Here is a 19716-nt window from a genome sequence, read left to right on the forward strand (position 1 = left end):
CGCGTGTCGCGGGCCGCCGTGACGGCAGCCGCCAGGCAGGGCCCGGCGCTACCTCACCACTCCGGCAGCTTTTCCGGCAGCAGCGCCCGGATCGGCGCGCCGTCCGCACTGGCCGCCAGCTTCTCGGCTTCGGCGATCGGCAGGTCGACCTGCAGCAGCCAGCCGTCTTCATCGGTCTGCTCGCTGCGGATCACCTCCAGCTGGTGCAGGCGCGCACGCAGGCGGCCGGCATCCGGCGGCAGGCGCAGCTCACCGGTCACGTGCTGCAGGCCAAGGCGCTTGCCCAGCACGCTCTGCAGCAGTTCCAGGCCCAGTCCATCGCGTGCGGAAATCCACACCCGCTCGCGGCGCGACTCGTCGGGAACGCCGTCCTGGCCATCGTGGCGGACGTCTGCACCGTCGATGCGGTCGATCTTGTTGAACACCAGCAGCTGCGGCAGATCGCCGGCACCGACCGCGGTCAGTACCTCGTCCACCTGGGCGATGCGCTCCTCGCGGTGCGGATCGGCGGCATCAACCACGTGCAGCAGGAAGTCGGCCTCGCGCGCCTCGGACAGGGTCGAGCGGAACGCGGCGACCAGATCATGCGGCAGATCACGGACGAAGCCGACGGTGTCGGCCAGCACCACGTTGCCGCCCGGCACCGCGATGCGGCGTACGGTCGGATCCAGGGTCGCGAACAACTGGTCCGCAGCGTAAGCCTCGGCACCGGTCATGGCGTTGAACAGGGTCGACTTGCCGGCGTTGGTGTAGCCCACCAGGGCCACGCGCGGCAGCTCGCTGCGCACGCGGGCGCGGCGCATCTGGGTGCGCTGCACTTCCACCTTTTCCAGCCGCTTCTGCAGCTGTTCCACCCGCTTCTGCAGCAGGCGGCGATCGGTTTCCAGCTGGGTTTCACCCGGGCCACGCAGGCCGATGGAACCGCCGCGCTGGCGCTCCAGGTGGGTCCAGCCGCGTACCAGCCGCGTAGCCAGGTGGCGCAGCTGCGCCAGCTCGACCTGCAGCTTGCCTTCGTGGCTGTGCGCACGCTGGGCGAAGATGTCCAGGATCAGGCCGGTACGGTCGATCACCCGGCGTTCGAGGAAGCGCTCCAGGTTGCGCTCCTGGCCCGGGCTCAACGCATGGTTCACCAGGATCAGGTCGGCGCCAGACGCATCTGCGGCAGCCTTGATCTCGTCCAGCTTGCCGCTGCCGATCAGGGTCGACGGATTGGGCCGATCCAGGCGCGCGGTGATCGTGGCGGCGATGCTGGCCCCAGCCGAGCGGGCCAGATCACCGAACTCTTCCAGCACATCGTCTTCCAGCTTGCCGAAATGCGGCTGGATCAAGAGGGCGTGTTCGCCCTTTTTCGAGCGGTCAAACATTCACCGCTCCAGTCTTACTCGTCTGCTTCATCACCCGCCTGACCACCTTCACCCGACTGCACATAGCCACCACCCGGTCCGACCTTCACGTTGCGTGCCGGTACCACCGTGGAAATGGCGTGCTTGTAGACCATCTGGCTGACCGTGTTGCGCAGCAGGACCACAAACTGGTCGAACGACTCGATCGTGCCCTGCAGCTTGATACCGTTGACCAGGTACACCGAAACCGGCACGCGCTCGCGCCGCAGTGCGTTCAAGAAAGGATCCTGCAGCGATTGTCCCTTGGACATTGCACACTCCTGATTATTGTTCTTATTGGGTTGCCGACGGTTGCCGCGGCCCCCGAGCCGCCCACCGACCGATGATGTTACACGGCTGGCGGGGGTTCAGCGTGCGACGAAGGTCGACACCGCGCCGGCAAGGCGCTCCCGGTCGATATGGGGGTCGAACCAGCGCGCATCAAGTTCACCGCGCAGCCAGGTCAGCTGGCGCTTGGCCAGCTGCCGGGTGGCGAAGATCGCCTTGTCACGGAAGCGGGCGGCATCGCCCTGCCCGTCCAGGTACTCCCAAGCCTGGCGATAGCCGACCGCGCGCACAGCCGGCAGGTCCAGTGGCGCCTCCGCGGCGGCCAATTCCGGCATCGCGCGCAGCGCCCGCACCTCGTCAAGGAAACCCTGCGCCAGCATGGCGTCGAAGCGCGCCTCGATGCGCTGGTGCAGTACCGCGCGGTCACGCGGGGCCAGGACCAGCTTGAGCGTGCGCACCGGCAACGGCGCCACGCCCGGCCGGCGCTGCCACTCCGTGATGGGGGTACCGGTCAGGCGATAGACCTCCAGCGCCCGCTGGATGCGCTGCGGGTCGGTGGCATGGATGCGTGCGGCGGCCGCCGGATCAACCTTGGCCAGTTCCGCATGCAGTGCCGCCCAGCCGCGTTCGGCGGCTTCGGCGCTGAGCGCTTCGCGCGTCGCCGGATCGGCCTCCGGCATCGGCGACAGGCCCTGCAACAAGGCGCGGAAGTACAACCCGGTGCCGCCGGCCAGGATCGGCATCTTGCCGCGCGCCAGGATGTCGGACACGACGCGACCGGCATCGGCCGCGAACTCGGCCGCCGAATAGGTCTGCCAGGGATCGCGCAGATCCAGCAGGTGGTGCGGCGCCTGCGCACGCTCGGCCGCATCGGGCTTGGCCGAGCCGATGTCCAGGTGGCGATAGACCAGTGCCGAATCGACGCTCACGATCTCGCCATCCAGCTGCCGGGCCAGGGCGATCGCAGTCGCGGTCTTGCCACTGGCGGTCGGTCCCATCACGGCGATCGCCAGCGGCCGCTGGTCGATCCCCATCAGTCTTCGTCCGGCCAGCGGATCGTCGGCGTGGCGTCGGCGCGCGGCGTCGGTACGGCCTCCACTGCCTGCCAGATCTTCAGTGCGTCGACCGTGGCGGCCACGTCATGCACGCGCACGATGCCCGCACCTCGCTGAACTGCGATCAGGTGCGCGGCAACCGAAGCGGCCACTCGCTCAGACGGCGTGTCGCGACCGGTCAGTTCACCCAGGCTGCGCTTGCGCGACAGGCCAGCCAGCATCGGCACGCCCAGTTCCAGGAAGCGCTCCGAACGCGCCAGCAGGGTCATGTTGTGGGCGGTGGTCTTGCCAAAGCCGAAGCCGAGGTCGATCAGCAGGTTTTTCTTCTCGATGCCCGCCATCTCGGCAGCGAACAGGCGCTGCACCAGGAAACCGTGCACCTCGGCGACCACGTCGTCGTAATGCGGATCGGCCTGCATGTGGCCCGGCTCGCCCTGCATGTGCATCAGCACCACCGGCACGCCGGCCTCGGCAGCCGCGTCCAATGCGCCTTCCTGGCGCAGGCCGAAGATGTCGTTGATCATGCCGGCGCCGGCCGCCACTGCCGCCCGCATCACGTCGGGCTTGAAGGTGTCGATGCTGATCGGCACCTGGGTTCGGGCAGCCAGCTGCTCGATCACCGGAATCACCCGGCGCAGCTCCTCCTCCACCGATACCGGCGCAGCGCCCGGCCGGGTCGATTCGCCGCCGATGTCCAGCAGGTCCGCGCCCTCCTCGACCAGTTTGAGGCCATGTGCGACCGCGGCCTCGGTGGTGTCGTGCGCGCCGCCATCGGAGAACGAGTCCGGGGTGACGTTGACGATGCCCATGACCCGGGCACGGTCGAGGCGCAGAATGCGGCCGGCGCAATCGAGCTGGGGCGAGGTATCGAACATGGGCAATCCTGCAGGGACAACGGCGGGTAGTTTAGTTCGGCAGGGCGGCGCCCTGCACCCGCAGAGGCAACGGCCACAGCAAGAGCCCAAGCAACAGCAGAAGCTGGTTTCCTGAGGGTAGCCGGGGTGGGTCCGGTTGCGGGAGACGCCGTAAACCCATCCATGGGGGCTTGGCCGCGGCATCCATGCCGCGGACACTCCCGCAACCGGCCCCACCCCGCCTTCGACAGATTTCTGCGATCTTTCGGAGCAGCTCTTGGGGTCAGATCCGTTTTCCTGCGGAAAACGGATCTGACCCCATTCTTGTACATCGATATCTGACAGATGTGTCGACCAAGGTCGACACCTACCAACAGCTCCCGAAATCTGTCAGAGGTGGGGCGGTGTCGGAGTGCGGGGTGTCAGCCGCATGGATGCGGCTGCCAAGCCTACAGGGACGTACTCGCGGCGTCCCCGCACTCCGACACCGCCCCGCCATCCCACGGAATGTAGCTGTAGCTGTTGCTGTTGCTCCGGCTCGTAGCAGGTGCAGGGCGCAGCCCTGCCGATACCCATCAACGGCGGCGGCGCTTGCGGTCCACGTACAGGGTCTTGGCGATGCTCAGCACGATGCCGACACCGATACCCACCACGCAGCCCAGCAGTAGGTTGTCGGCACCAAGGCCTACACCCACGCCGACCACGGTGGCGATGATCATCTCGACGGTGTGGGAAATCGGATCGGGCTTCGGGGTGGACATGCGGGCTCCAGCATCAGAACGGTTCTTCGGGATGGGCCAGTGGCCCGGAAACAACGAGGCCGGGTTGCCCCGGCCTCGTCTGGTACTACCTGCAGCGGGCCGTCAGTGCGACTCGGCCGGGCCTGCGATCGGCGGCAGCGGACGGGCGTCACCACCCTTGTCGTTGCCACCATCCTTGTTCGACTTGTTCCAGCCGGCCGGCGGCGGCGGATCGCGGCCTTCCATGATGGCGTCGATCTGCGGCGCATCGATGGTTTCGTACTGCAGCAGCAGCTGGGACATCGCGTGCAGCTTGTCCAGGTTGGCCGTCATCAGCTCGGTGGTGCGTGCGTAAGCCTCGTCGAGGATGTTGCGCACTTCCTCGTCGATGCGGCGCGCGGTGTCGTTGGACACGCTCTTGTGCTGGGTGACCGAACGGCCCAGGAACACCTCATCGTCCTCTTCGCCATAGGCGATCGGGCCGAGCTGGTCGGACAGGCCCCACTTGGTGACCATGTTGCGGGCCATCTTGGTGGCACGTTCGATGTCGTTGGAGGCACCCGTGGTGACTTTGTCGGCACCGAAGATCAGCTCCTCGGCCACGCGGCCACCGTACAGCGAGCACAGCTGCGACTTGATCGCCACGCGGTTCATCGAGTACTTGTCGCCTTCCGGCAGGTACATGGTCACACCCAGCGCACGGCCGCGCGGGATGATGGTGACCTTGTAGACCGGATCGTGCTCGGGCACCAGACGACCGACAATGGCGTGACCGGCTTCGTGGTACGCGGTGAGGGTCTTCTCCTCCTCGCTCATGGCCATCGAACGACGCTCGGCACCCATCAGGATCTTGTCGCGGGCACGATCGAAGTGGTCCATGCGGACCTCCTTCTCGTTGCCACGGGCGGCGAACAGGGCGGCCTCGTTGCAGAGGTTGGCCAGGTCGGCACCGGAGAAACCCGGGGTACCACGCGCGATCACCATCGGCACGACGTCGTCAGCCAGCGGCAGCTTGCGCATGTGTACCTTGAGGATGTGCTCGCGGCCCTTCACGTCCGGCAGACCGACCACCACCTGGCGGTCGAAACGGCCCGGACGCAGCAGCGCCGGGTCCAGCACGTCCGGACGGTTGGTCGCGGCGATCACGATCACGCCTTCGCCGCCTTCAAAACCGTCCATTTCGACCAGCAGCTGGTTCAGGGTCTGCTCGCGCTCGTCATGACCGCCGCCCAGGCCGGCACCACGGTGACGGCCGACGGCGTCGATTTCATCGATGAAGATGATGCACGGCGCGTGCTTCTTGGCCTGCTCGAACATGTCGCGCACACGGCTGGCGCCGACGCCGACGAACATTTCCACGAAGTCCGAACCGGAGATCGAGAAGAACGGCACCTTGGCTTCGCCGGCGATGGCCTTGGCCAGCAGCGTCTTGCCGGTACCCGGCGGACCCACCATCAGCACGCCACGCGGAATCTTGCCGCCCAGCTTGGTGAACTTGGACGGGTCGCGCAGGAAGTCGACCAGCTCGCCCACTTCTTCCTTGGCCTCGTCGCAGCCAGCGACGTCGGCGAAGGTGACCTTGATCTGGTCTTCACCCTGCAGCTTGGCGCGCGACTTGCCGAAGGACATCGCGCCCTTGGCACCGCCGCCACCGCCCTGCATCTGGCGCATGATGAACAACCAGAAGCCGATGATCAGGATGACCGGCAGGAAATTCATCAGGATCGCGCCGAGGGAGATGCCGCTGGACGGCTCTTCCTGCACGATTTCCACGTTCTTGGTGCGCAGCACGTTGATCAGGTCACGATCGAACGGTGCGGTGATGGTGGCCGACTGGCCGCCACGGGTGGTGTAGGTCAGCTGGCTGGTGCCGCCGCGCATGTCGCCGCCGAAGGCGACCTTCTGCACGTTGCCGCTGTCCACCTGGTCCAGGAACTGCGAATACGACGCGCCCTGCGCCCCAGCCCCGGAGGTCTTGGGCGAGAAGCTCTGGAAGACCACCATCAGCACGACGGCGACGACCACCCATAGCAGGAGGTTCTTGGTCAAGTCGTTCATCCTCATTGGCTCCGGTGTTCCTCTTAGTGCTGGCGTTGCGTTGGGGTCGAACTTGCGTACGTTGCGAGCTTACTTCATGTGGGCGCGTTTTCCCTGACCCAAGGCATACACCTCGGGGGAGCGCTTGCGCGAGGCTTCCGGCTTGCGGATGGAGACCTTGTCGTACCGGCGGCGCATGTCACGCACGTAGTCGTCAAAGCCTTCGCCCTGGAACAGCTTGATCAGGAACGCCCCACCGGTCTTCAGGTGGTTGTCGGCAAAATCCAGGGCCAGCTCCGCCAGGTGCATCATCCGCGGCTGGTCGACCGCGCCTACACCACTCTTATTGGGGGCCATGTCCGACAGCACAAGGTCTACCGGCTGATCTCCGAGCATGGCTTCAAACTGCGATAGGACGGTTTCTTCCCTGAAGTCACCGTGAAGGAACTCCACGCCGGCCAGCGGTGGCATGTCAAGGATGTCCAGGGCCAGCACACGGCCAGTATCGCCAATCTGTCTCCGAACCTGCTGAGACCAACCGCCCGGGGCCGCGCCAAGGTCGACCACGACCATGTGCGGCTTCAGCAGCCGGTCACGTTCGAGCAGCTCTTCAAGCTTGTAGGCGGCGCGCGAGCGCATGCCTTCGGCCTGCGCCTTCTTCACGAAGGGGTCGGAGAAGTGTTCCTTGAGCCAGCGCTGGCTGCTTTTGCTGCGGGTAGCCATTGAAAATAGGGGCTGATGGGGTCCTCATGATACCCTGATCGCCCCATTCAACCGTGTTTTCCTGCATGTCCATCGCCCTGACCGCTTCCCAGACCCGTTTCCTGCGCGGCCAAGCCCACGACCTGAAGGCGCTGCTGCAGACCGGCGGCAAGGGCGTGACCCCGGCCTTCATCGCTGAGCTGAACGAAGTGCTGGAGCGTCACGAACTGGTCAAGGTGAAGGTCGCAGCCGAGGACCGCGACGCCCGTGACGTGATGATCGGCGAGATCGTCGCCGCCACCGAAAGCGCGTTGGTGCAGCGCATCGGCCATGTGGCCGTGCTGTACCGTCCCAGCAGGGAACAGCGCCAGATCGTGCTGCCGCGCGGCTGATCGCCCTACTCCCATGCAGCTGAACCACGAACCGCCCGATTACGCCTACAGCCTGCGCGCTGCCGACGGGCGCTCGGCCAGGGTCAACGACCAGGTGCTGGGCAGCAGCTTCTTCCTGACTCCGGACCAGCTGGTCGCGCAGTGGCCGGTGACACGTGCCGCCGAGCTGCAGCTGGCCGACCTGGAGCCGATCCTGGCACTGAATCCGGCGCTGATCGTGCTGGGCACCGGCGACCGCCAGGTGTTCCCGCCGGCGGTAGTGATGGCTTCGTGCCTGAGCCGTGGCATCGGTCTGGAAGTGATGAACAACCCGGCCGCCGCGCGCACCTTCAACATCCTGGCCGGCGAAGGCCGTAAGGTCGCTGCCGCCTTCATTCTGGAAGGCTGAGGAACAGAGCCGCCAGGCATGGCCCGGCGCTACCTTGGATCACACGTAGCCTGTAGCGCCCGAGCCCATGCTCGGGCGGCGTCGCTTCGCGGCGGAAAGACGCCGGGCATGGCCCGGCGCCATCAACGTCAACGCGTCGGCAGGTACTGCTGCGGGTCGACCGGCTTGCCGTTGTAGCGGGTGCGCCGACGGCGTTTGCGGCCCATGGGCCGCGCCGACGGCAAACGCCCGGCGTGCTACGCCGGGCCGGGGATCCGCCCAGATGGCGAATCGACGATCAACGCGCCGGCAGGTACTGCTGCGGGTCGACCGGCTTGCCGTTGTAGCGGATCTCGAAGTGGACCATGTCGCGGTTCGCGCCGGTACGTCCCATCTCCGCGATCTGCTCGCCAGCCTTCACGCTCTGTCCTTCATTCACCAGGCGCTTGCGGTTATGACCGTACGCCGACAGCCACTGGTCGCTGTGCTTGATGATGATCAGCTCGCCGTAGCCGACCAGGCCGGCACCGGAATACACCACCACGCCATTGGCGGTGGCCTTGACTGCCTGGCCACTGGTGCCCGCGATGTCCACGCCCTGCTTGGTCGCATCACCCGCCACGTAGCGGCCCACGACGGCGCCATCGGCCGGCCAGCGCCAGGCGATGTTGCTCTTCACCGGACCGGCCGGCGCCGTGGTCGGCGCGGCACTGCCTGCGGTGCTGCCGCCGGAGCGCGGCGGGGTCACCACCGTGGTCGGTGCGCGGCCACCGCTGGCACCGGCCGGATACAGGCGGATCACCTGCCCCGGATGGATCGATGAGGGATTGTCCAGGCTGTTCCAGGCAATCAGGTCAGCCGGGGTGATGTCGTGGATGCGGGCCAGCGCATAGATGGTGTCACCCTTGCGAACGACCACGGTCTGGCCCGGCTTGGGCACCGAGGTCTTCGGCGTGGTCACGCCGCCACCGGTGCTGCCCCCACCAGGACGAACCACGGTAGCGGTGCCGCAGGCGGCCAGGGTGGAAACCAGCAACGCCAGCGCGCCGATGCGCACTCCCTTGCTCAGACGATCAGGATTCATGCGAACTTCGACCTCCATACAAGCCAGGCGATCAGCACCACCACCAACGCGGTGGCGATCCAGCCCAGCGGTTCAATCCAGCGGCGCAGCGCCGCTTCGGCACGCGCACCACCGATACGGATGACCGCAGCCAGCACGAACACGCGCTTGCCACGACCGATCAGCATGCTCAACAGGTACTGCGGCATCGGTACGCCGACGATACCCGATGCCCACGTGAAGACCTTCATCGGGATCGGCATGAAGCCGCCCAGCACCAGGAAGGTGAACACCGCCCACGGCGACTCGGCCATCTTGGCCTGCACGGTGGTGATGCCCTGCTCGATCGCCGGCAGCATGCCCAGTGCCTCGAACAGTGGCTTGATCGCCTCGAAGGCGAAATGACCCAACGCGTAGCCGACCACCGCACCGACCATTGAACCGGCCAGGCTGAGAGTCGCGAACCACCAGCCGCGCTTGGGCTGGGCCACGCACATCGGCGCCAGCATCACTTCCGGCATCACCGGGAAAATGATCGCCTCGAAGAAACTCAATACCGTGAGGTAGGTCGGCGCGCGTTCGTGCGCCGCCCACTTCATCGCCCGCTCGTACAGCGGCCCGAAAATCTTCATGCAACCCTGCTCCGTGGATTAGTCCAGCATGCCAGACAGCAGCGGCACGAAGGTGACCGGCGCCAGCACGTGTTGTTCGATGCTGCCGTCGGCCTTGCGGTCCAACTGCACCAGCGACTGCGCACTGGGGCCGCCGACCGGGGCCACCAGGCGGCCGCCTTCGGCGAGCTGCTCGATCAGTACATCGACCAGCGCCGGCGCCGCTGCGGTGACCACGATGGCATCGAACGGACCGTGCTCGGCCCAACCGACGCGGCCGTCATCATGCTTGGTACGGATGTTCATGCCCAACGCGCGAAAACGCTTGCGCGCCTGGCGCAGCAGGTCGCCGATGCGCTCGACGGTGTAGACCTCCAGACCCAGTGCACCGAGCACCGCGGCCTGGTAGCCCGAACCGGTACCCACTTCCAGCACCCGCTTCGGTGCCACCTGCAGGACAGCCTCGGTCATCCGAGCGACCACCCAGGGTTGCGAAATGGTCTGGCCATGGCCGATAGGCAGTGCGGTGTCTTCGTAGGCCCGTGACGCCAGCGCCTCATCGATGAAAAGATGGCGCGGCACCACCCTGATCGCATTCAAGGTTGATTCGTCGACGATGCCCGCTTCACGCAGGCGATCGACCAGGCGGTCACGCACACGTTGCGAGGTCATGCCGATGCCGACAGCTTCCGGTTGCAGGCGCAGGCGCGGGCTCATGCCGGCTGGTCCAGCGCAGCACTGAGGCCGCCGACCCAGCTGGCCACCTTCTCCAGTGCCTGGTAGCGGGTCAGGTCGACCTGGATCGGCGTGATCGAGATGTGGCCGGTGCGCACCGCATGGAAATCGGTGCCGGGGCCGGAGTCCTGCTCGCGGCCAGCTGGCCCGATCCAGTACACCTCATTGCCGCGCGGGTCTTTCTGCGCGATGCAGCCTTCGGCGCGATGGCGATTGCCGAGGCGGGTGACCTCGAAGCCCTTGACCTCGTTCCACGGCAGATCCGGCACGTTGACGTTGAGGATGGTGTCGGCGGGCAGCGGGTCGGCCTTGAGGCGGGCAACGATCTCGACTGCGGCACGCGCGGCGGTCTCGAAGTGCTTCGGATCGTGATTGCGGCTGACCAGCGAGACCGCTACTGCCGGCAAGCCGAGGAAGCGACCTTCCATCGCCGCCGAGACGGTTCCGGAATAGATCACGTCGTCGCCGAGGTTGGCAGCGTTGTTGATGCCGGACACGACAATGTCAGGTTCGAATTCAAGCAGGCCGGTCAGCGCCAGATGCACGCAATCGGTCGGCGTGCCGGCTACCGAGACGGTGTAGTGGTCGATGCGCTTGAGGCGGATCGGCAGGTCCAGGGTCAGCGAGTTGCTGGCGCCGGAACGGTCGCGATCGGGTGCGACCACCGTCACTTCGTGGCCGGCTTCGCGCAGGACCGAGGCAAGCATCCGGATGCCTGCGGCGTCGACACCATCGTCATTGCTGACCAGGATTCGCATCTTCGATTTAACCGCTTGATTTTCCAAGAATTCGATTCCATCACCGTGCAGTGTGGGCGGGACCGTCGCGCTTCCCTGCGGAAGCCGTCGACCCTGCAAGGGCATCGTCTATTGTGCCGCATGCGAGCCGCCGGTCCTACCCTGCCGGCGGTCACGGCCGACTTCGAATCGTCATAGGCAGGCTCACGCCGGCGGTTTACCCTGTGCGCATGTCGCACCCTGAAGATGAAGATCCGGCCGCGTTGTTCCGTGCAGCCATCGGCGAAGTGACGCCGCTGCGTAAGGATGCCGAGCCGGCGCCCGCCGCGCCGCGGCCGAAACCGCGCGCGCGCATGGCCGAGCGTGACGAGGCGGAAGCCGCTGGCGAGTTCGCCCGGCTGCTGCGCGACAGTACGCCGCTCGAAGCCGGCGACGTGGCCAGCTATCGACGCGACAACCTGCCGCCGCGGGTGTTCCAGCGCCTCAAGCGTGGCCAGTACTCGGTGCAGGACGAGCTGGACCTGCATGGTGCAACCGCCGCGCAGGCAGAAGCGTTGCTGCGCCAGTTCCTGCTGGAAGCGCATGCGCACGAATACGGCTGCGTGCGCATCATCCACGGCAAGGGCCTGCAGTCCGATGGCGGTGCGCCGGTACTGAAAAACCTGGTCGATCGCCTGCTGCGGCTGCGCAACGACGTGCTGGCGTTTCATTCGGCGCCGACCGGACAAGGCGGCACCGGCGCGATGCTGGTGCTGCTGGCACGCAGATGAAAAAGGGGACGGAGGGAATTAAGTCGTTTGTGCCACAAACGACTTAATTCCCTCCGTCCCCTTTTTCTGTCAGGCCTGCGAGGCGTCTTCGACCGGGCCTAGCTCGTGCAGCACGGCAGTGGCATAACAGCCCGGTGGCAGTGCGAACGACAGTTCCAGCACGTCATCCGCCAGCCACTGGTGCTGCAGCAACGCTGGACGCAGGCGCAGTGCGCGGCGCTCCTGCTTCAGGCGCGCGTCTTCCAGGCCGGCACGCAGCGCCTTGGATTCGTCGTCATCCAGCGTCGCCAGCTCCAGCGCGCGTGCCGCTTCGGTGCTGCGCAGTTCACCCTCGCCCCACAGCGGTGCGCTGGGGTGGATGTCGAAGCGCGCCAGGCGCTCGGCCAGTACATCGGTGTACGGCTCGGGGCCGAACACGCTGCGGCTGCCATCGAGCATCCACACTTCGCCATCCAGCGGCTGGTCCCAGTTGCCCTGCTCCACGCGCGCGGCCAGCACGCGGTTGAACAGCGCCGAGCGGGCCGCCGACAGCAGCAGTGAACGCTGGTCCTTGCGCATGCGGCGGCCACCGAACATCGCCAGCGCCGCCGGCACGTTGCCACCGTCGCGGCCAAAACGCTGCTCGCCGAACCAGTTCGGCAGGCCCCGCTCTGCGATCTGCTGCAGGCGCTCACTGATCGCGGCGGCATCACCCTGCACGTCGCGCAGCACCAGCTTGAAACGGTTGCCGGCCAGCGCACCACGCTGCAGCTTGCGGTTGTGCCAGGTGGATTCGATCACTTCGATTTCATCACTGGCCAGCGATGCCAGGTCAGGCGCCACGCGCTTGGGCAGGTGCACGCTGAAGCGCTGGGTGGTGACCGCGTGCCGATCCTTCATGCCGGCGTAGCTCACCGCCATTTCCGGCAGGCCAGCCCATGCGGCCAGCAGCTTGGCCACGTGCACGGTGTTGGCACCACGCTTGCGGATGTGCAGCAGCAGGTGCTCACCTTCGCCGGTGGCCTCGAAGGCCGGCAGTTCATCAACCTGGAAATCTTCCGGCGTGGTGCGGATGCGTGCGCTCAGCAGCGGCGCGCCGAACGCGAGCGGCAGCGGAATCATGCCGCCACCAGCAGCACCACCGCCTGCGCGGCGATGCCTTCGCCACGGCCGGTGAAGCCCAGCTTCTCCGAGGTGGTGGCCTTGACGCTGACCGCGTCCAGCGGCAGCTGCAGCAGCTCGCTGATGCGTTCGCGCATGGCCAGCGCGTGAGGGCCGACCTTCGGCCGCTCGCAGATCACGGTGATGTCGGTGTTGCCGACGCGCCAGCCGCGCTCGCGCAGCAGGCTGTCGCAGTGGCGCACGAAATCGCTGCTGTCGGCACCCTTCCAGCGGTCGTCGCTGGGCGGGAAATGCTGGCCGATGTCCCCCAGCGCGATCGCACCCAGCATGGCATCGCACAGCGCATGCAGGATCACGTCGCCATCGCTGTGTGCGAGCACTCCGCAGCTGTGCGGCACGTTCACTCCGCCGAGCATGATGTGGTCGCCTTCACCGAAGGCATGGACGTCGTAGCCCTGGCCAATGCGGACGGGCGGGAACGGTGCGGTGCTCATGGATACAGCCCTTGCAGCAGGGCCGCGCGGGCGATCAGCCGGCGCGGCGGGAAAGTACGAATTCAAACCGGTCCAGATCGGCCGGGGTGGTGACCTTGAAGTTGTCCTCGCTGCCTTCGACCAACAGCGGGCGCTGGCCCTGGCGTTCCATGGCCATGGCCTCGTCGGTGACTTCCACACCGGCGGCAGCGGCTTCGGACAGCGCGCGACTGAGCTGGTGGCGGCGGAACAGCTGCGGCGTCAATGCGCGCCACAGACGCTCGCGCGGCTCGGTACCATCGATGCCACCATCGTCGCCAGCGCGCTTGAGGGTGTCACGCACCGGTGCCGCGAGAATCGCGCCGACCGGGTCGGCACGACCGACTTCGAGCAGGCGGCCGAGATCGGCCGGCGACAGGTTCGGGCGCGCCGCGTCGTGGACCAGCACGAATTCATCGGCGCGCACCGTCTCCGGCAGCGCCTGCAATCCGGCCAGCACAGAGGCCGCACGGGTAGCGCCACCGATACAGGTCAGCACCGGCTTGCCGGCCCATTCGCTCCAGCCCGGCCAGTCGGCATCGTCCGGACCGATCACCACCATCGCTCCGGCCACCGCCGGATGCGCCAGCAGTGCATCCAGGGTGTGGGCGAGCAGGATCTGCCCACCCGCCTGCAGGTACTGCTTGGGCAAGGGCGCACCGAAACGGGCGCCACGACCGGCGGCCGGAACCACCACCCAGATCGCCGCGCTCATGGCACGTCCGCCGGATGATCGCCCGCCTGCGCGCTGACACCCGTCGCGGGCTGTACCGGATGGACCGGTGCATCCTCGACCACGCGGTAGAACTTCTCGCCAGGCTTGATCATGCCCAGTTCGCTGCGCGCGCGCTCTTCGATGGCGGACTGGCCTTCCTTGAGGTCCTTCACTTCGGCAGCCAGCGCGTCATTGCGCTGCTGCAGGCCCTCATTGTCACGCTCCTGGTTGGTGACCTGGGCTTCGAGCATCATGACTTCACCCGAATTGCCCGGACCAAACCAGAAGCGATACTGCAGCCAGCCCAGCAACAGGGCCAGCAACAGCAGCATCCAGCGCCAGTCGCGCATCGGATCAGCGCTTCAGCGAAACGAACGCGTCACGACCGGCGTAACGCGCGCCGGCGCCGAGAGCTTCCTCGATGCGCAGCAGCTGGTTGTACTTGGCCACGCGATCGCTGCGGCACAGCGAGCCGGTCTTGATCTGGGTGGCGGTGGTGGCCACCGAGATATCGGCAATGGTGGTGTCTTCGGTTTCGCCCGAGCGGTGAGAGACGACGGCGGCATAGCCGGCGCGGTCGGCCATCGCGATCGCTTCCAGGGTCTCGCTGAGCGTACCGATCTGGTTGACCTTGATCAGGATCGCGTTGGCGGTGCCCGAGTCGATGCCTTCCTGGAAGATCTTCGGGTTGGTCACGAACAGGTCGTCACCCACCAGCTGCACCTTCTTGCCGATGCGATCGGTCAGCAGCTTCCAGCCGGCCCAGTCGTTCTCGGCCAGGCCGTCTTCGATGGTGATGATCGGGTACTGCGCGGCCCAGTCGGCGAGGAAGTCGACGAACTGCTCGGAGGTCAGGCGCTTGTTCTCGCCGACCAGGTTGTACTTGCCGTTCTCGAAGAATTCGCTGGAGGCCACGTCCAGGCCCAGCAGCACATCTTCACCGGCGGTGTAGCCGGCCTTGCCGATCGCTTCGAGGATGGTGTCCAGCGCCTCGACGTTGCTGCGGAAGTCCGGCGCGAAGCCGCCTTCGTCGCCAACCGCCGTGCTCAGGCCGTGGCCCTTCAGCACCGACTTCAGTGAATGGAAGATTTCGGTGCCGGCGCGCAGGGCTTCGGAGAACGAGGTGAAGCCGACCGGCAGCACCATGAATTCCTGGAAGTCGACGTTGTTGTCGGCATGTGCGCCGCCGTTGATGATGTTCATCATCGGCACCGGCAGCGACGGGGTCACGCCAGTCCTGGCGGCCAGGTACTGCCACAGCGCCTGCTTGCTCGATGCAGCGGCGGCATGCGCGGCGGCCATCGAAACACCCAGCAGCGCGTTGGCGCCGAGGCGGCCCTTGTTCTCGGTGCCGTCGAGGTCGATCAGGCGACGGTCGAGGCCTTCCTGGTCGGAGGCTTCAAAGCCCTTCAGCGCGTTGGCGATGGTGGTGTTGACGTTGTCGACCGCCTTGCGCACGCCCTTGCCCAGGTAACGGGTCTTGTCGCCGTCGCGCAGCTCCACCGCTTCCTTGGTGCCGGTGGAGGCACCGGAGGGAACTGCGGCGCGACCGAACGAACCGTCCTCCAGGGTGACTTCGGCTTCCAGCGTGGGGTTGCCACGGCTGTCGAGGATTTCACGGGCATGGATGCTGCGGATCGTACTCATGGTCGGGCCGGTTACCTGTATGGAGAGGGGGCGACAAAAACGAATGCCGCGTGATTATCCCCGGCTACCCGCCGCTTGCCAAATGGCCTGATCGGCATCAGCCCCAGCTGGACCCGATCACGATCAGCACCAGCGACACCAGCATCACCAGCAGGGCACCGGCAATCGCCGCCCAGATGGGTCCTCGCTGCCGCCGCCAGGCCAGCACCATCGCCACCAGACTGCCCAGAAAGGACAGGACCAGCGTGACCAGCGCGCCCAGCACCCACCACTGCATGGCCTGCACGCCGTTGTCGCCGTCCCCCGGGGGACGGAAGCTGGCTGCAAAGGCCACTACGGCGGTCAACAGGCTGCTCCAGGCGAGCACCGACAATCCCAGGGCGACCAGGCCCCAGGGCCAGCCTCGTGGCGGTGTCGTCGTATTCATCAGAACAGGTCGTGCAGCAGCACGCCAAGCCACAGCGAGAGCAGGACCATGGCAAGCGCGGCGGCCGCCCTGCCCCGGTTCAGTCGCCAACCCAGCACCGACGTAACGATGCCGGCGGAAACAGTGAACAGTTCGGCCACGGCGAGGGTGATGACATAGGGCTTCAGGTTGAGGCCCGCGCCGTCACCGGGCGGGCGCATCGCCGCTCCCACCAGCATGAAGATGAAGAACGCACCCGACAGCGACAGCAATGCCAGGCCAAGTGCGATCAGGCCCCACGGCCACTGCTTCCAGTGCCAGCGACGACGCTGGGTTGCCAACGCCGTCCACGGGTCACGACTCACGCGAAGCGCGAGAAGCCGTGCTTCTTGGTCACTGCATCCAGCTCCATCAGGGTCTCGAGCAGCGCTTCCATCTGGTCCAGCGGCCATGCATTGGGGCCATCGGACAGCGCCTTGGACGGGTCCGGATGGGTTTCGGCAAACAGGCCGGAGATGCCCACGGCAACCGCGGCACGCGCCAGTACCGGCACATGCTCGCGCTGGCCACCGGAACTGGTGCCCTGCCCGCCCGGCAACTGCACCGAATGGGTAGCGTCGAACACCACCGGGCAACCGGTATCGCGCATCACCGCCAGCGAGCGCATGTCGCTGACCAGGTTGTTGTAGCCGAAGCTGGCACCGCGCTCGCAGACCATGATCTGCTCGTTGCCGGTGGCCTTGGCCTTTTCCACGACCGGCTTCATGTCCCACGGCGCCAGGAACTGGCCCTTCTTGATGTTGACCGGCTTGCCGGCCGAGCACACCTTGCGGATGAAGTCGGTCTGGCGGACCAGGAACGCCGGGGTCTGCAGCACGTCCACCACCGAGGCCACTTCATCCATCGGGGTGTATTCGTGGACGTCGGTCAGCACCGGCACGCCGATCTGCTTCTTGACCTCGGCCAGGACCTTCAGGCCCTCTTCCATGCCCGGGCCGCGGAACGCGGTGCCCGAGGTGCGGTTGGCCTTGTCGAAGCTGGACTTGAAGATGAAGTTGACACCGAGCCTGCCGGTCACTTCCTTCAGCTTGCCGGCGGTATCCAGCTGCAGCTGCATCGACTCGATCACGCAGGGGCCGGCGATCAGGAACAGGGGCTGGTCCAGCCCGACCTCGAATCCACACAGTTTCATGGCGTTTCCTTGTTGTCCGCTACACCGGCAGTGCCGGTGCGCTGGGGTTGAAGCGAGCAAGATGGGGGCCGGCAGCCCCCATGACAAGTCAGGCGCGCACTTCCTGCAGCAGCTTGCCACCGGCCTTGCGCTCGCGCGCGGCACGGATGAAGCCAATGAACAGCGGGTGGCCGTCACGCGGGGTGGACAGGAATTCCGGATGTGCCTGGCAGGCCAGGAACCACGGGTGCGCATCGCGCGGCAGCTCGACCACTTCCACCAGGGTGTCGTCCATCGACTTGCCGGCGATCACCAGGCCCGCATCTTCCAGCTGGGTACGGTAGCGGTTGTTGAACTCGTAGCGATGGCGGTGACGCTCGGCCACCACGTCCTTGCCATACAGCTCACGAGCCAGCGTGCCCGGCTTCAGGCGCTGTTCCTGCAGGCCCAGGCGCATGGTGCCGCCCAGGTCACTCTTGTCGTCACGCTTCTCGACGTCGCCGGTGGCAGTGCGCCATTCGGTGATCAGGCCGATCACCGGGTTCGGCGACTGGCGGTCGTTCTCGGTGCTGTTGGCACCCTCCAGGCCGACCACGTTGCGCGCGTAATCGACCACCGCGGCCTGCATGCCATAGCAGATGCCGAAGTACGGCACCTGCTGCTCGCGGGCGAACTTCGAGGTCAGCACCTTGCCTTCGAAACCACGGTCGCCGAAACCACCCGGCACCAGGATGCCATCGACATCGGCCAGCGCGGCCATATCGGTGCCTTCCAGATCCTGCGCTTCCAGCCACTTCAGGTTGACCTTGGTGCGCTGGCGCAGGCCGCCGTGCTTGAGTGCCTCGCCGACCGACTTGTAGGCGTCCTGGTGGTCGACGTACTTGCCGACCACGGCGATGGTCACTTCGTCCAGCGGGTGCAGGGTCGCGTCGACCGCGTCTTCCCACATCGACAGGTCGACCGGACCGACCTTGTCGGCCAGCTTCAGCTGGTTGACGACGATCTCGTCCAGGCCCTGGGCATGCAGGCCCGACGGAATGCGGTACAGCACGTCCACGTCCGGCACGCTGATCACCGCGCGTTCGGAAACGTTGGTGAACTGGGCGATCTTGCGGCGCTCCGAATCCGGCACGGCCTGTTCGGAGCGGCACAGCAGCACGTCCGGCTGGATGCCGATCGAGCGCAGCTCCTTCACCGAGTGCTGGGTCGGCTTGGTCTTCAGCTCGCCGGCGGCGCCGATGTACGGCACCAGGGTGAGGTGCATGAAGAGTGCCTTCTCCGGGCCACGCTCGGTGCGCACCTGGCGGATCGCTTCCAGGAACGGCAGCGATTCAATGTCGCCGACAGTGCCGCCGATCTCGACCAGGGCCACGTCGTAGCCTTCGGTAGCTTCATCGATGCAGCGACGGATCTCGTCGGTGATGTGCGGGATGACCTGCACGGTTGCGCCCAGGTAGTCGCCGCGGCGCTCCTTGCGGATCACGTTCTCGTAGATGCGACCGGTGGTGACCGAGTTCTTGCGGCTCAGGCGGGTGCGCACGAAACGCTCGTAGTGGCCCAGATCGAGGTCGGTTTCGGCGCCGTCGTCGGTGACATAGACCTCACCGTGCTGGAACGGGCTCATGGTGCCCGGGTCGACGTTGATGTACGGGTCGAGCTTCATCATCGTGACCTTGAGGCCACGGGCTTCGAGAATGGCGGCCAGCGACGCGGCGGCAATGCCTTTGCCGAGCGAGGACACCACGCCGCCGGTTACGAAAATCAAGGGAGTCATGGCTGCAAGCATCCTGTCTGGAAATGGAAAACGGCAGCACCACGCGCACCCGGAGGGCGGGCATGGTGCTCAGAGGGGGTTTTCCGGTTCGCTGGGACAGCGAGGGAGGTGCCGTTCCATGCGGCGGCAGGCGCCGGACGGGGACCACCGTGCGAGGTCGGGGTGGCCGTGCCGGTCAAATCGACCGTCACCTGCGACCCGCCATGCTGGAAGCCACGCTTGGCCGCTCCAGCCCATTCGCAAATGGTGGACACGCACTTACTCCCGGAAAGCCATAGTTTACAGATTGATGGCCGCCAACCCAAGGGGCTTGTGCGTCCCATCCAACAAAAAACGCCCCGCTGGGCGGGGCGTTCCGGAGCGCAACCCTTGTCGCAAGGGCGCCTGGCAGGTTGTGGGATCAGCGCTTCTTGCGCGCTTCTTCCTCTTCTTCCTGCTGCGGGACCGGCTGACCCTTGGCCTTCATTTCGGCATTGGCCTGGGCGCGGCGCTTGGCCTTGGCGTCCGCCTCGGACTGCGCCTTGTCGGCCTGGTCGCCCTGCTGCGGGGCCGGCTGGCCGGCGTTCTGCGCCAGCACCAGCGGCACTGCAACGGCAGCGGCGGCCAGGATCGCAATGGTCAGCAACTTCTTCATGGAGTCCTCCTCGCGGTATGGCT

Annotated in this window: 24 protein-coding genes; 3 read left to right on the top strand and 21 right to left on the bottom strand. The window is 66.4% G+C overall.

Annotated elements, in window-relative coordinates:
• Positions 1-53: 53 nt before the first annotated feature.
• The 7 genes from hflX to rlmE all read right to left on the bottom strand — a co-directional run bounded on the left by hflX (position 54) and on the right by rlmE (position 7079).
• On the bottom strand, positions 54-1364 hold the full coding sequence (gene hflX, locus V9K93_RS00865) for a ribosome rescue GTPase HflX (RefSeq protein WP_136638583.1): 1311 nt from the start codon (positions 1362-1364) through the stop codon (positions 54-56).
• A 14-nt stretch (positions 1365-1378) separates the two neighbouring features.
• Positions 1379-1654, bottom strand: a complete 276-nt coding sequence (hfq, locus tag V9K93_RS00870; RefSeq protein ID WP_004152891.1) for an RNA chaperone Hfq — start codon at positions 1652-1654, stop codon at positions 1379-1381.
• Positions 1655-1750: 96 nt separating this feature from the next.
• A complete protein-coding gene (miaA, locus tag V9K93_RS00875; protein WP_337301955.1) occupies positions 1751-2704 on the bottom strand; it encodes a tRNA (adenosine(37)-N6)-dimethylallyltransferase MiaA in 954 nt (317 codons plus the stop codon).
• Entirely contained in the window at positions 2704-3600 is an 897-nt protein-coding gene (gene folP / locus V9K93_RS00880) for a dihydropteroate synthase (RefSeq protein WP_136638585.1), read from the bottom strand. Before folP ends, miaA begins: the two co-directional genes overlap by 1 nt.
• Before the next feature lie 554 nt (positions 3601-4154).
• Positions 4155-4340, bottom strand: a complete 186-nt coding sequence (locus V9K93_RS00885) for a hypothetical protein (RefSeq protein WP_337301956.1) — start codon at positions 4338-4340, stop codon at positions 4155-4157.
• Positions 4341-4442: 102 nt separating this feature from the next.
• Positions 4443-6377 (bottom strand): ATP-dependent zinc metalloprotease FtsH, encoded by a 1935-nt coding sequence (gene ftsH / locus V9K93_RS00890; protein ID WP_169050334.1) that lies wholly within the window; start codon positions 6375-6377, stop codon positions 4443-4445.
• A 69-nt stretch (positions 6378-6446) separates the two neighbouring features.
• Entirely contained in the window at positions 6447-7079 is a 633-nt protein-coding gene (gene rlmE / locus V9K93_RS00895; protein ID WP_004152870.1) for a 23S rRNA (uridine(2552)-2'-O)-methyltransferase RlmE, read from the bottom strand.
• A gap of 65 nt (positions 7080-7144) precedes the next feature.
• Between rlmE and yhbY the strand changes: the two genes are divergently transcribed.
• Together yhbY and V9K93_RS00905 are read left to right on the top strand one after the other, a co-directional pair.
• Complete coding sequence (gene yhbY, locus V9K93_RS00900; protein WP_135273104.1) at positions 7145-7450, top strand: ribosome assembly RNA-binding protein YhbY; 306 nt, start codon at positions 7145-7147, stop codon at positions 7448-7450.
• A 13-nt stretch (positions 7451-7463) separates the two neighbouring features.
• Positions 7464-7838 carry an Mth938-like domain-containing protein gene (locus tag V9K93_RS00905; RefSeq protein ID WP_136638587.1) on the top strand — a complete coding sequence of 125 codons (375 nt, stop codon included), beginning with the start codon at positions 7464-7466 and terminating at the stop codon, positions 7836-7838.
• A 277-nt stretch (positions 7839-8115) separates the two neighbouring features.
• Here the strand turns inward: V9K93_RS00905 and V9K93_RS00910 are convergent, their stop codons facing one another.
• Genes V9K93_RS00910 through surE form a run of 4 tightly spaced genes read right to left on the bottom strand, consistent with a single transcriptional unit; the run spans position 8116 to position 10984 of the window.
• A complete protein-coding gene (locus tag V9K93_RS00910) occupies positions 8116-8901 on the bottom strand; it encodes a peptidoglycan DD-metalloendopeptidase family protein (protein WP_136638588.1) in 786 nt (261 codons plus the stop codon).
• Entirely contained in the window at positions 8898-9512 is a 615-nt protein-coding gene (locus V9K93_RS00915) for a YqaA family protein (protein WP_004152860.1), read from the bottom strand. Before V9K93_RS00915 ends, V9K93_RS00910 begins: the two co-directional genes overlap by 4 nt.
• A gap of 18 nt (positions 9513-9530) precedes the next feature.
• A complete protein-coding gene (locus V9K93_RS00920) occupies positions 9531-10208 on the bottom strand; it encodes a protein-L-isoaspartate(D-aspartate) O-methyltransferase (RefSeq protein WP_046984418.1) in 678 nt (225 codons plus the stop codon).
• The gene (gene surE / locus V9K93_RS00925; RefSeq protein ID WP_012510655.1) at positions 10205-10984 is read right to left on the bottom strand and encodes a 5'/3'-nucleotidase SurE; all 780 of its coding nucleotides are present in this window, start codon (positions 10982-10984) and stop codon (positions 10205-10207) included. Before surE ends, V9K93_RS00920 begins: the two co-directional genes overlap by 4 nt.
• Before the next feature lie 209 nt (positions 10985-11193).
• Here surE and V9K93_RS00930 point away from each other — a divergent pair, with 209 nt between their 5' ends.
• Positions 11194-11733, top strand: a complete 540-nt coding sequence (locus tag V9K93_RS00930) for a Smr/MutS family protein (protein ID WP_046984417.1) — start codon at positions 11194-11196, stop codon at positions 11731-11733.
• Between the two features lie 69 nt (positions 11734-11802).
• On the opposite strand, the gene truD is transcribed toward V9K93_RS00930, so the two are convergent.
• The 10 genes from truD to V9K93_RS00980 all read right to left on the bottom strand — a co-directional run bounded on the left by truD (position 11803) and on the right by V9K93_RS00980 (position 19693).
• Positions 11803-12834: a tRNA pseudouridine(13) synthase TruD gene (gene truD / locus V9K93_RS00935; protein WP_253078634.1), complete on the bottom strand. Its 1032-nt coding sequence runs from the start codon at positions 12832-12834 to the stop codon at positions 11803-11805.
• Positions 12831-13328 (bottom strand): 2-C-methyl-D-erythritol 2,4-cyclodiphosphate synthase, encoded by a 498-nt coding sequence (gene ispF / locus V9K93_RS00940; RefSeq protein ID WP_337301957.1) that lies wholly within the window; start codon positions 13326-13328, stop codon positions 12831-12833. The genes truD and ispF overlap by 4 nt, the downstream gene beginning before the upstream one ends.
• A 34-nt stretch (positions 13329-13362) precedes the next feature.
• The gene (gene ispD / locus V9K93_RS00945) at positions 13363-14061 is read right to left on the bottom strand and encodes a 2-C-methyl-D-erythritol 4-phosphate cytidylyltransferase (protein WP_046984414.1); all 699 of its coding nucleotides are present in this window, start codon (positions 14059-14061) and stop codon (positions 13363-13365) included.
• A complete protein-coding gene (gene ftsB, locus V9K93_RS00950) occupies positions 14058-14411 on the bottom strand; it encodes a cell division protein FtsB (protein WP_136638592.1) in 354 nt (117 codons plus the stop codon). The genes ispD and ftsB overlap by 4 nt, the downstream gene beginning before the upstream one ends.
• A gap of 4 nt (positions 14412-14415) precedes the next feature.
• The gene (eno, locus tag V9K93_RS00955; protein ID WP_136638593.1) at positions 14416-15708 is read right to left on the bottom strand and encodes a phosphopyruvate hydratase; all 1293 of its coding nucleotides are present in this window, start codon (positions 15706-15708) and stop codon (positions 14416-14418) included.
• 97 nt (positions 15709-15805) lie between these two features.
• On the bottom strand, positions 15806-16135 hold the full coding sequence (locus tag V9K93_RS00960) for a hypothetical protein (protein ID WP_046984411.1): 330 nt from the start codon (positions 16133-16135) through the stop codon (positions 15806-15808).
• Complete coding sequence (locus V9K93_RS00965) at positions 16135-16479, bottom strand: hypothetical protein (RefSeq protein ID WP_337301958.1); 345 nt, start codon at positions 16477-16479, stop codon at positions 16135-16137. Before V9K93_RS00965 ends, V9K93_RS00960 begins: the two co-directional genes overlap by 1 nt.
• On the bottom strand, positions 16476-17306 hold the full coding sequence (kdsA, locus tag V9K93_RS00970; protein WP_337301959.1) for a 3-deoxy-8-phosphooctulonate synthase: 831 nt from the start codon (positions 17304-17306) through the stop codon (positions 16476-16478). The genes V9K93_RS00965 and kdsA overlap by 4 nt, the downstream gene beginning before the upstream one ends.
• A gap of 88 nt (positions 17307-17394) precedes the next feature.
• Positions 17395-19059: a CTP synthase gene (gene pyrG / locus V9K93_RS00975; protein ID WP_004152841.1), complete on the bottom strand. Its 1665-nt coding sequence runs from the start codon at positions 19057-19059 to the stop codon at positions 17395-17397.
• A gap of 400 nt (positions 19060-19459) precedes the next feature.
• Positions 19460-19693 carry a hypothetical protein gene (locus V9K93_RS00980; RefSeq protein ID WP_032969519.1) on the bottom strand — a complete coding sequence of 78 codons (234 nt, stop codon included), beginning with the start codon at positions 19691-19693 and terminating at the stop codon, positions 19460-19462.
• Positions 19694-19716: the final 23 nt, after the last annotated feature.

This window comes from Stenotrophomonas sp. CCNWLW162 (genome assembly GCF_037203745.1).
In the GTDB taxonomy this organism is placed as follows: Bacteria; Pseudomonadota; Gammaproteobacteria; order Xanthomonadales; family Xanthomonadaceae; genus Stenotrophomonas; species Stenotrophomonas maltophilia_AQ.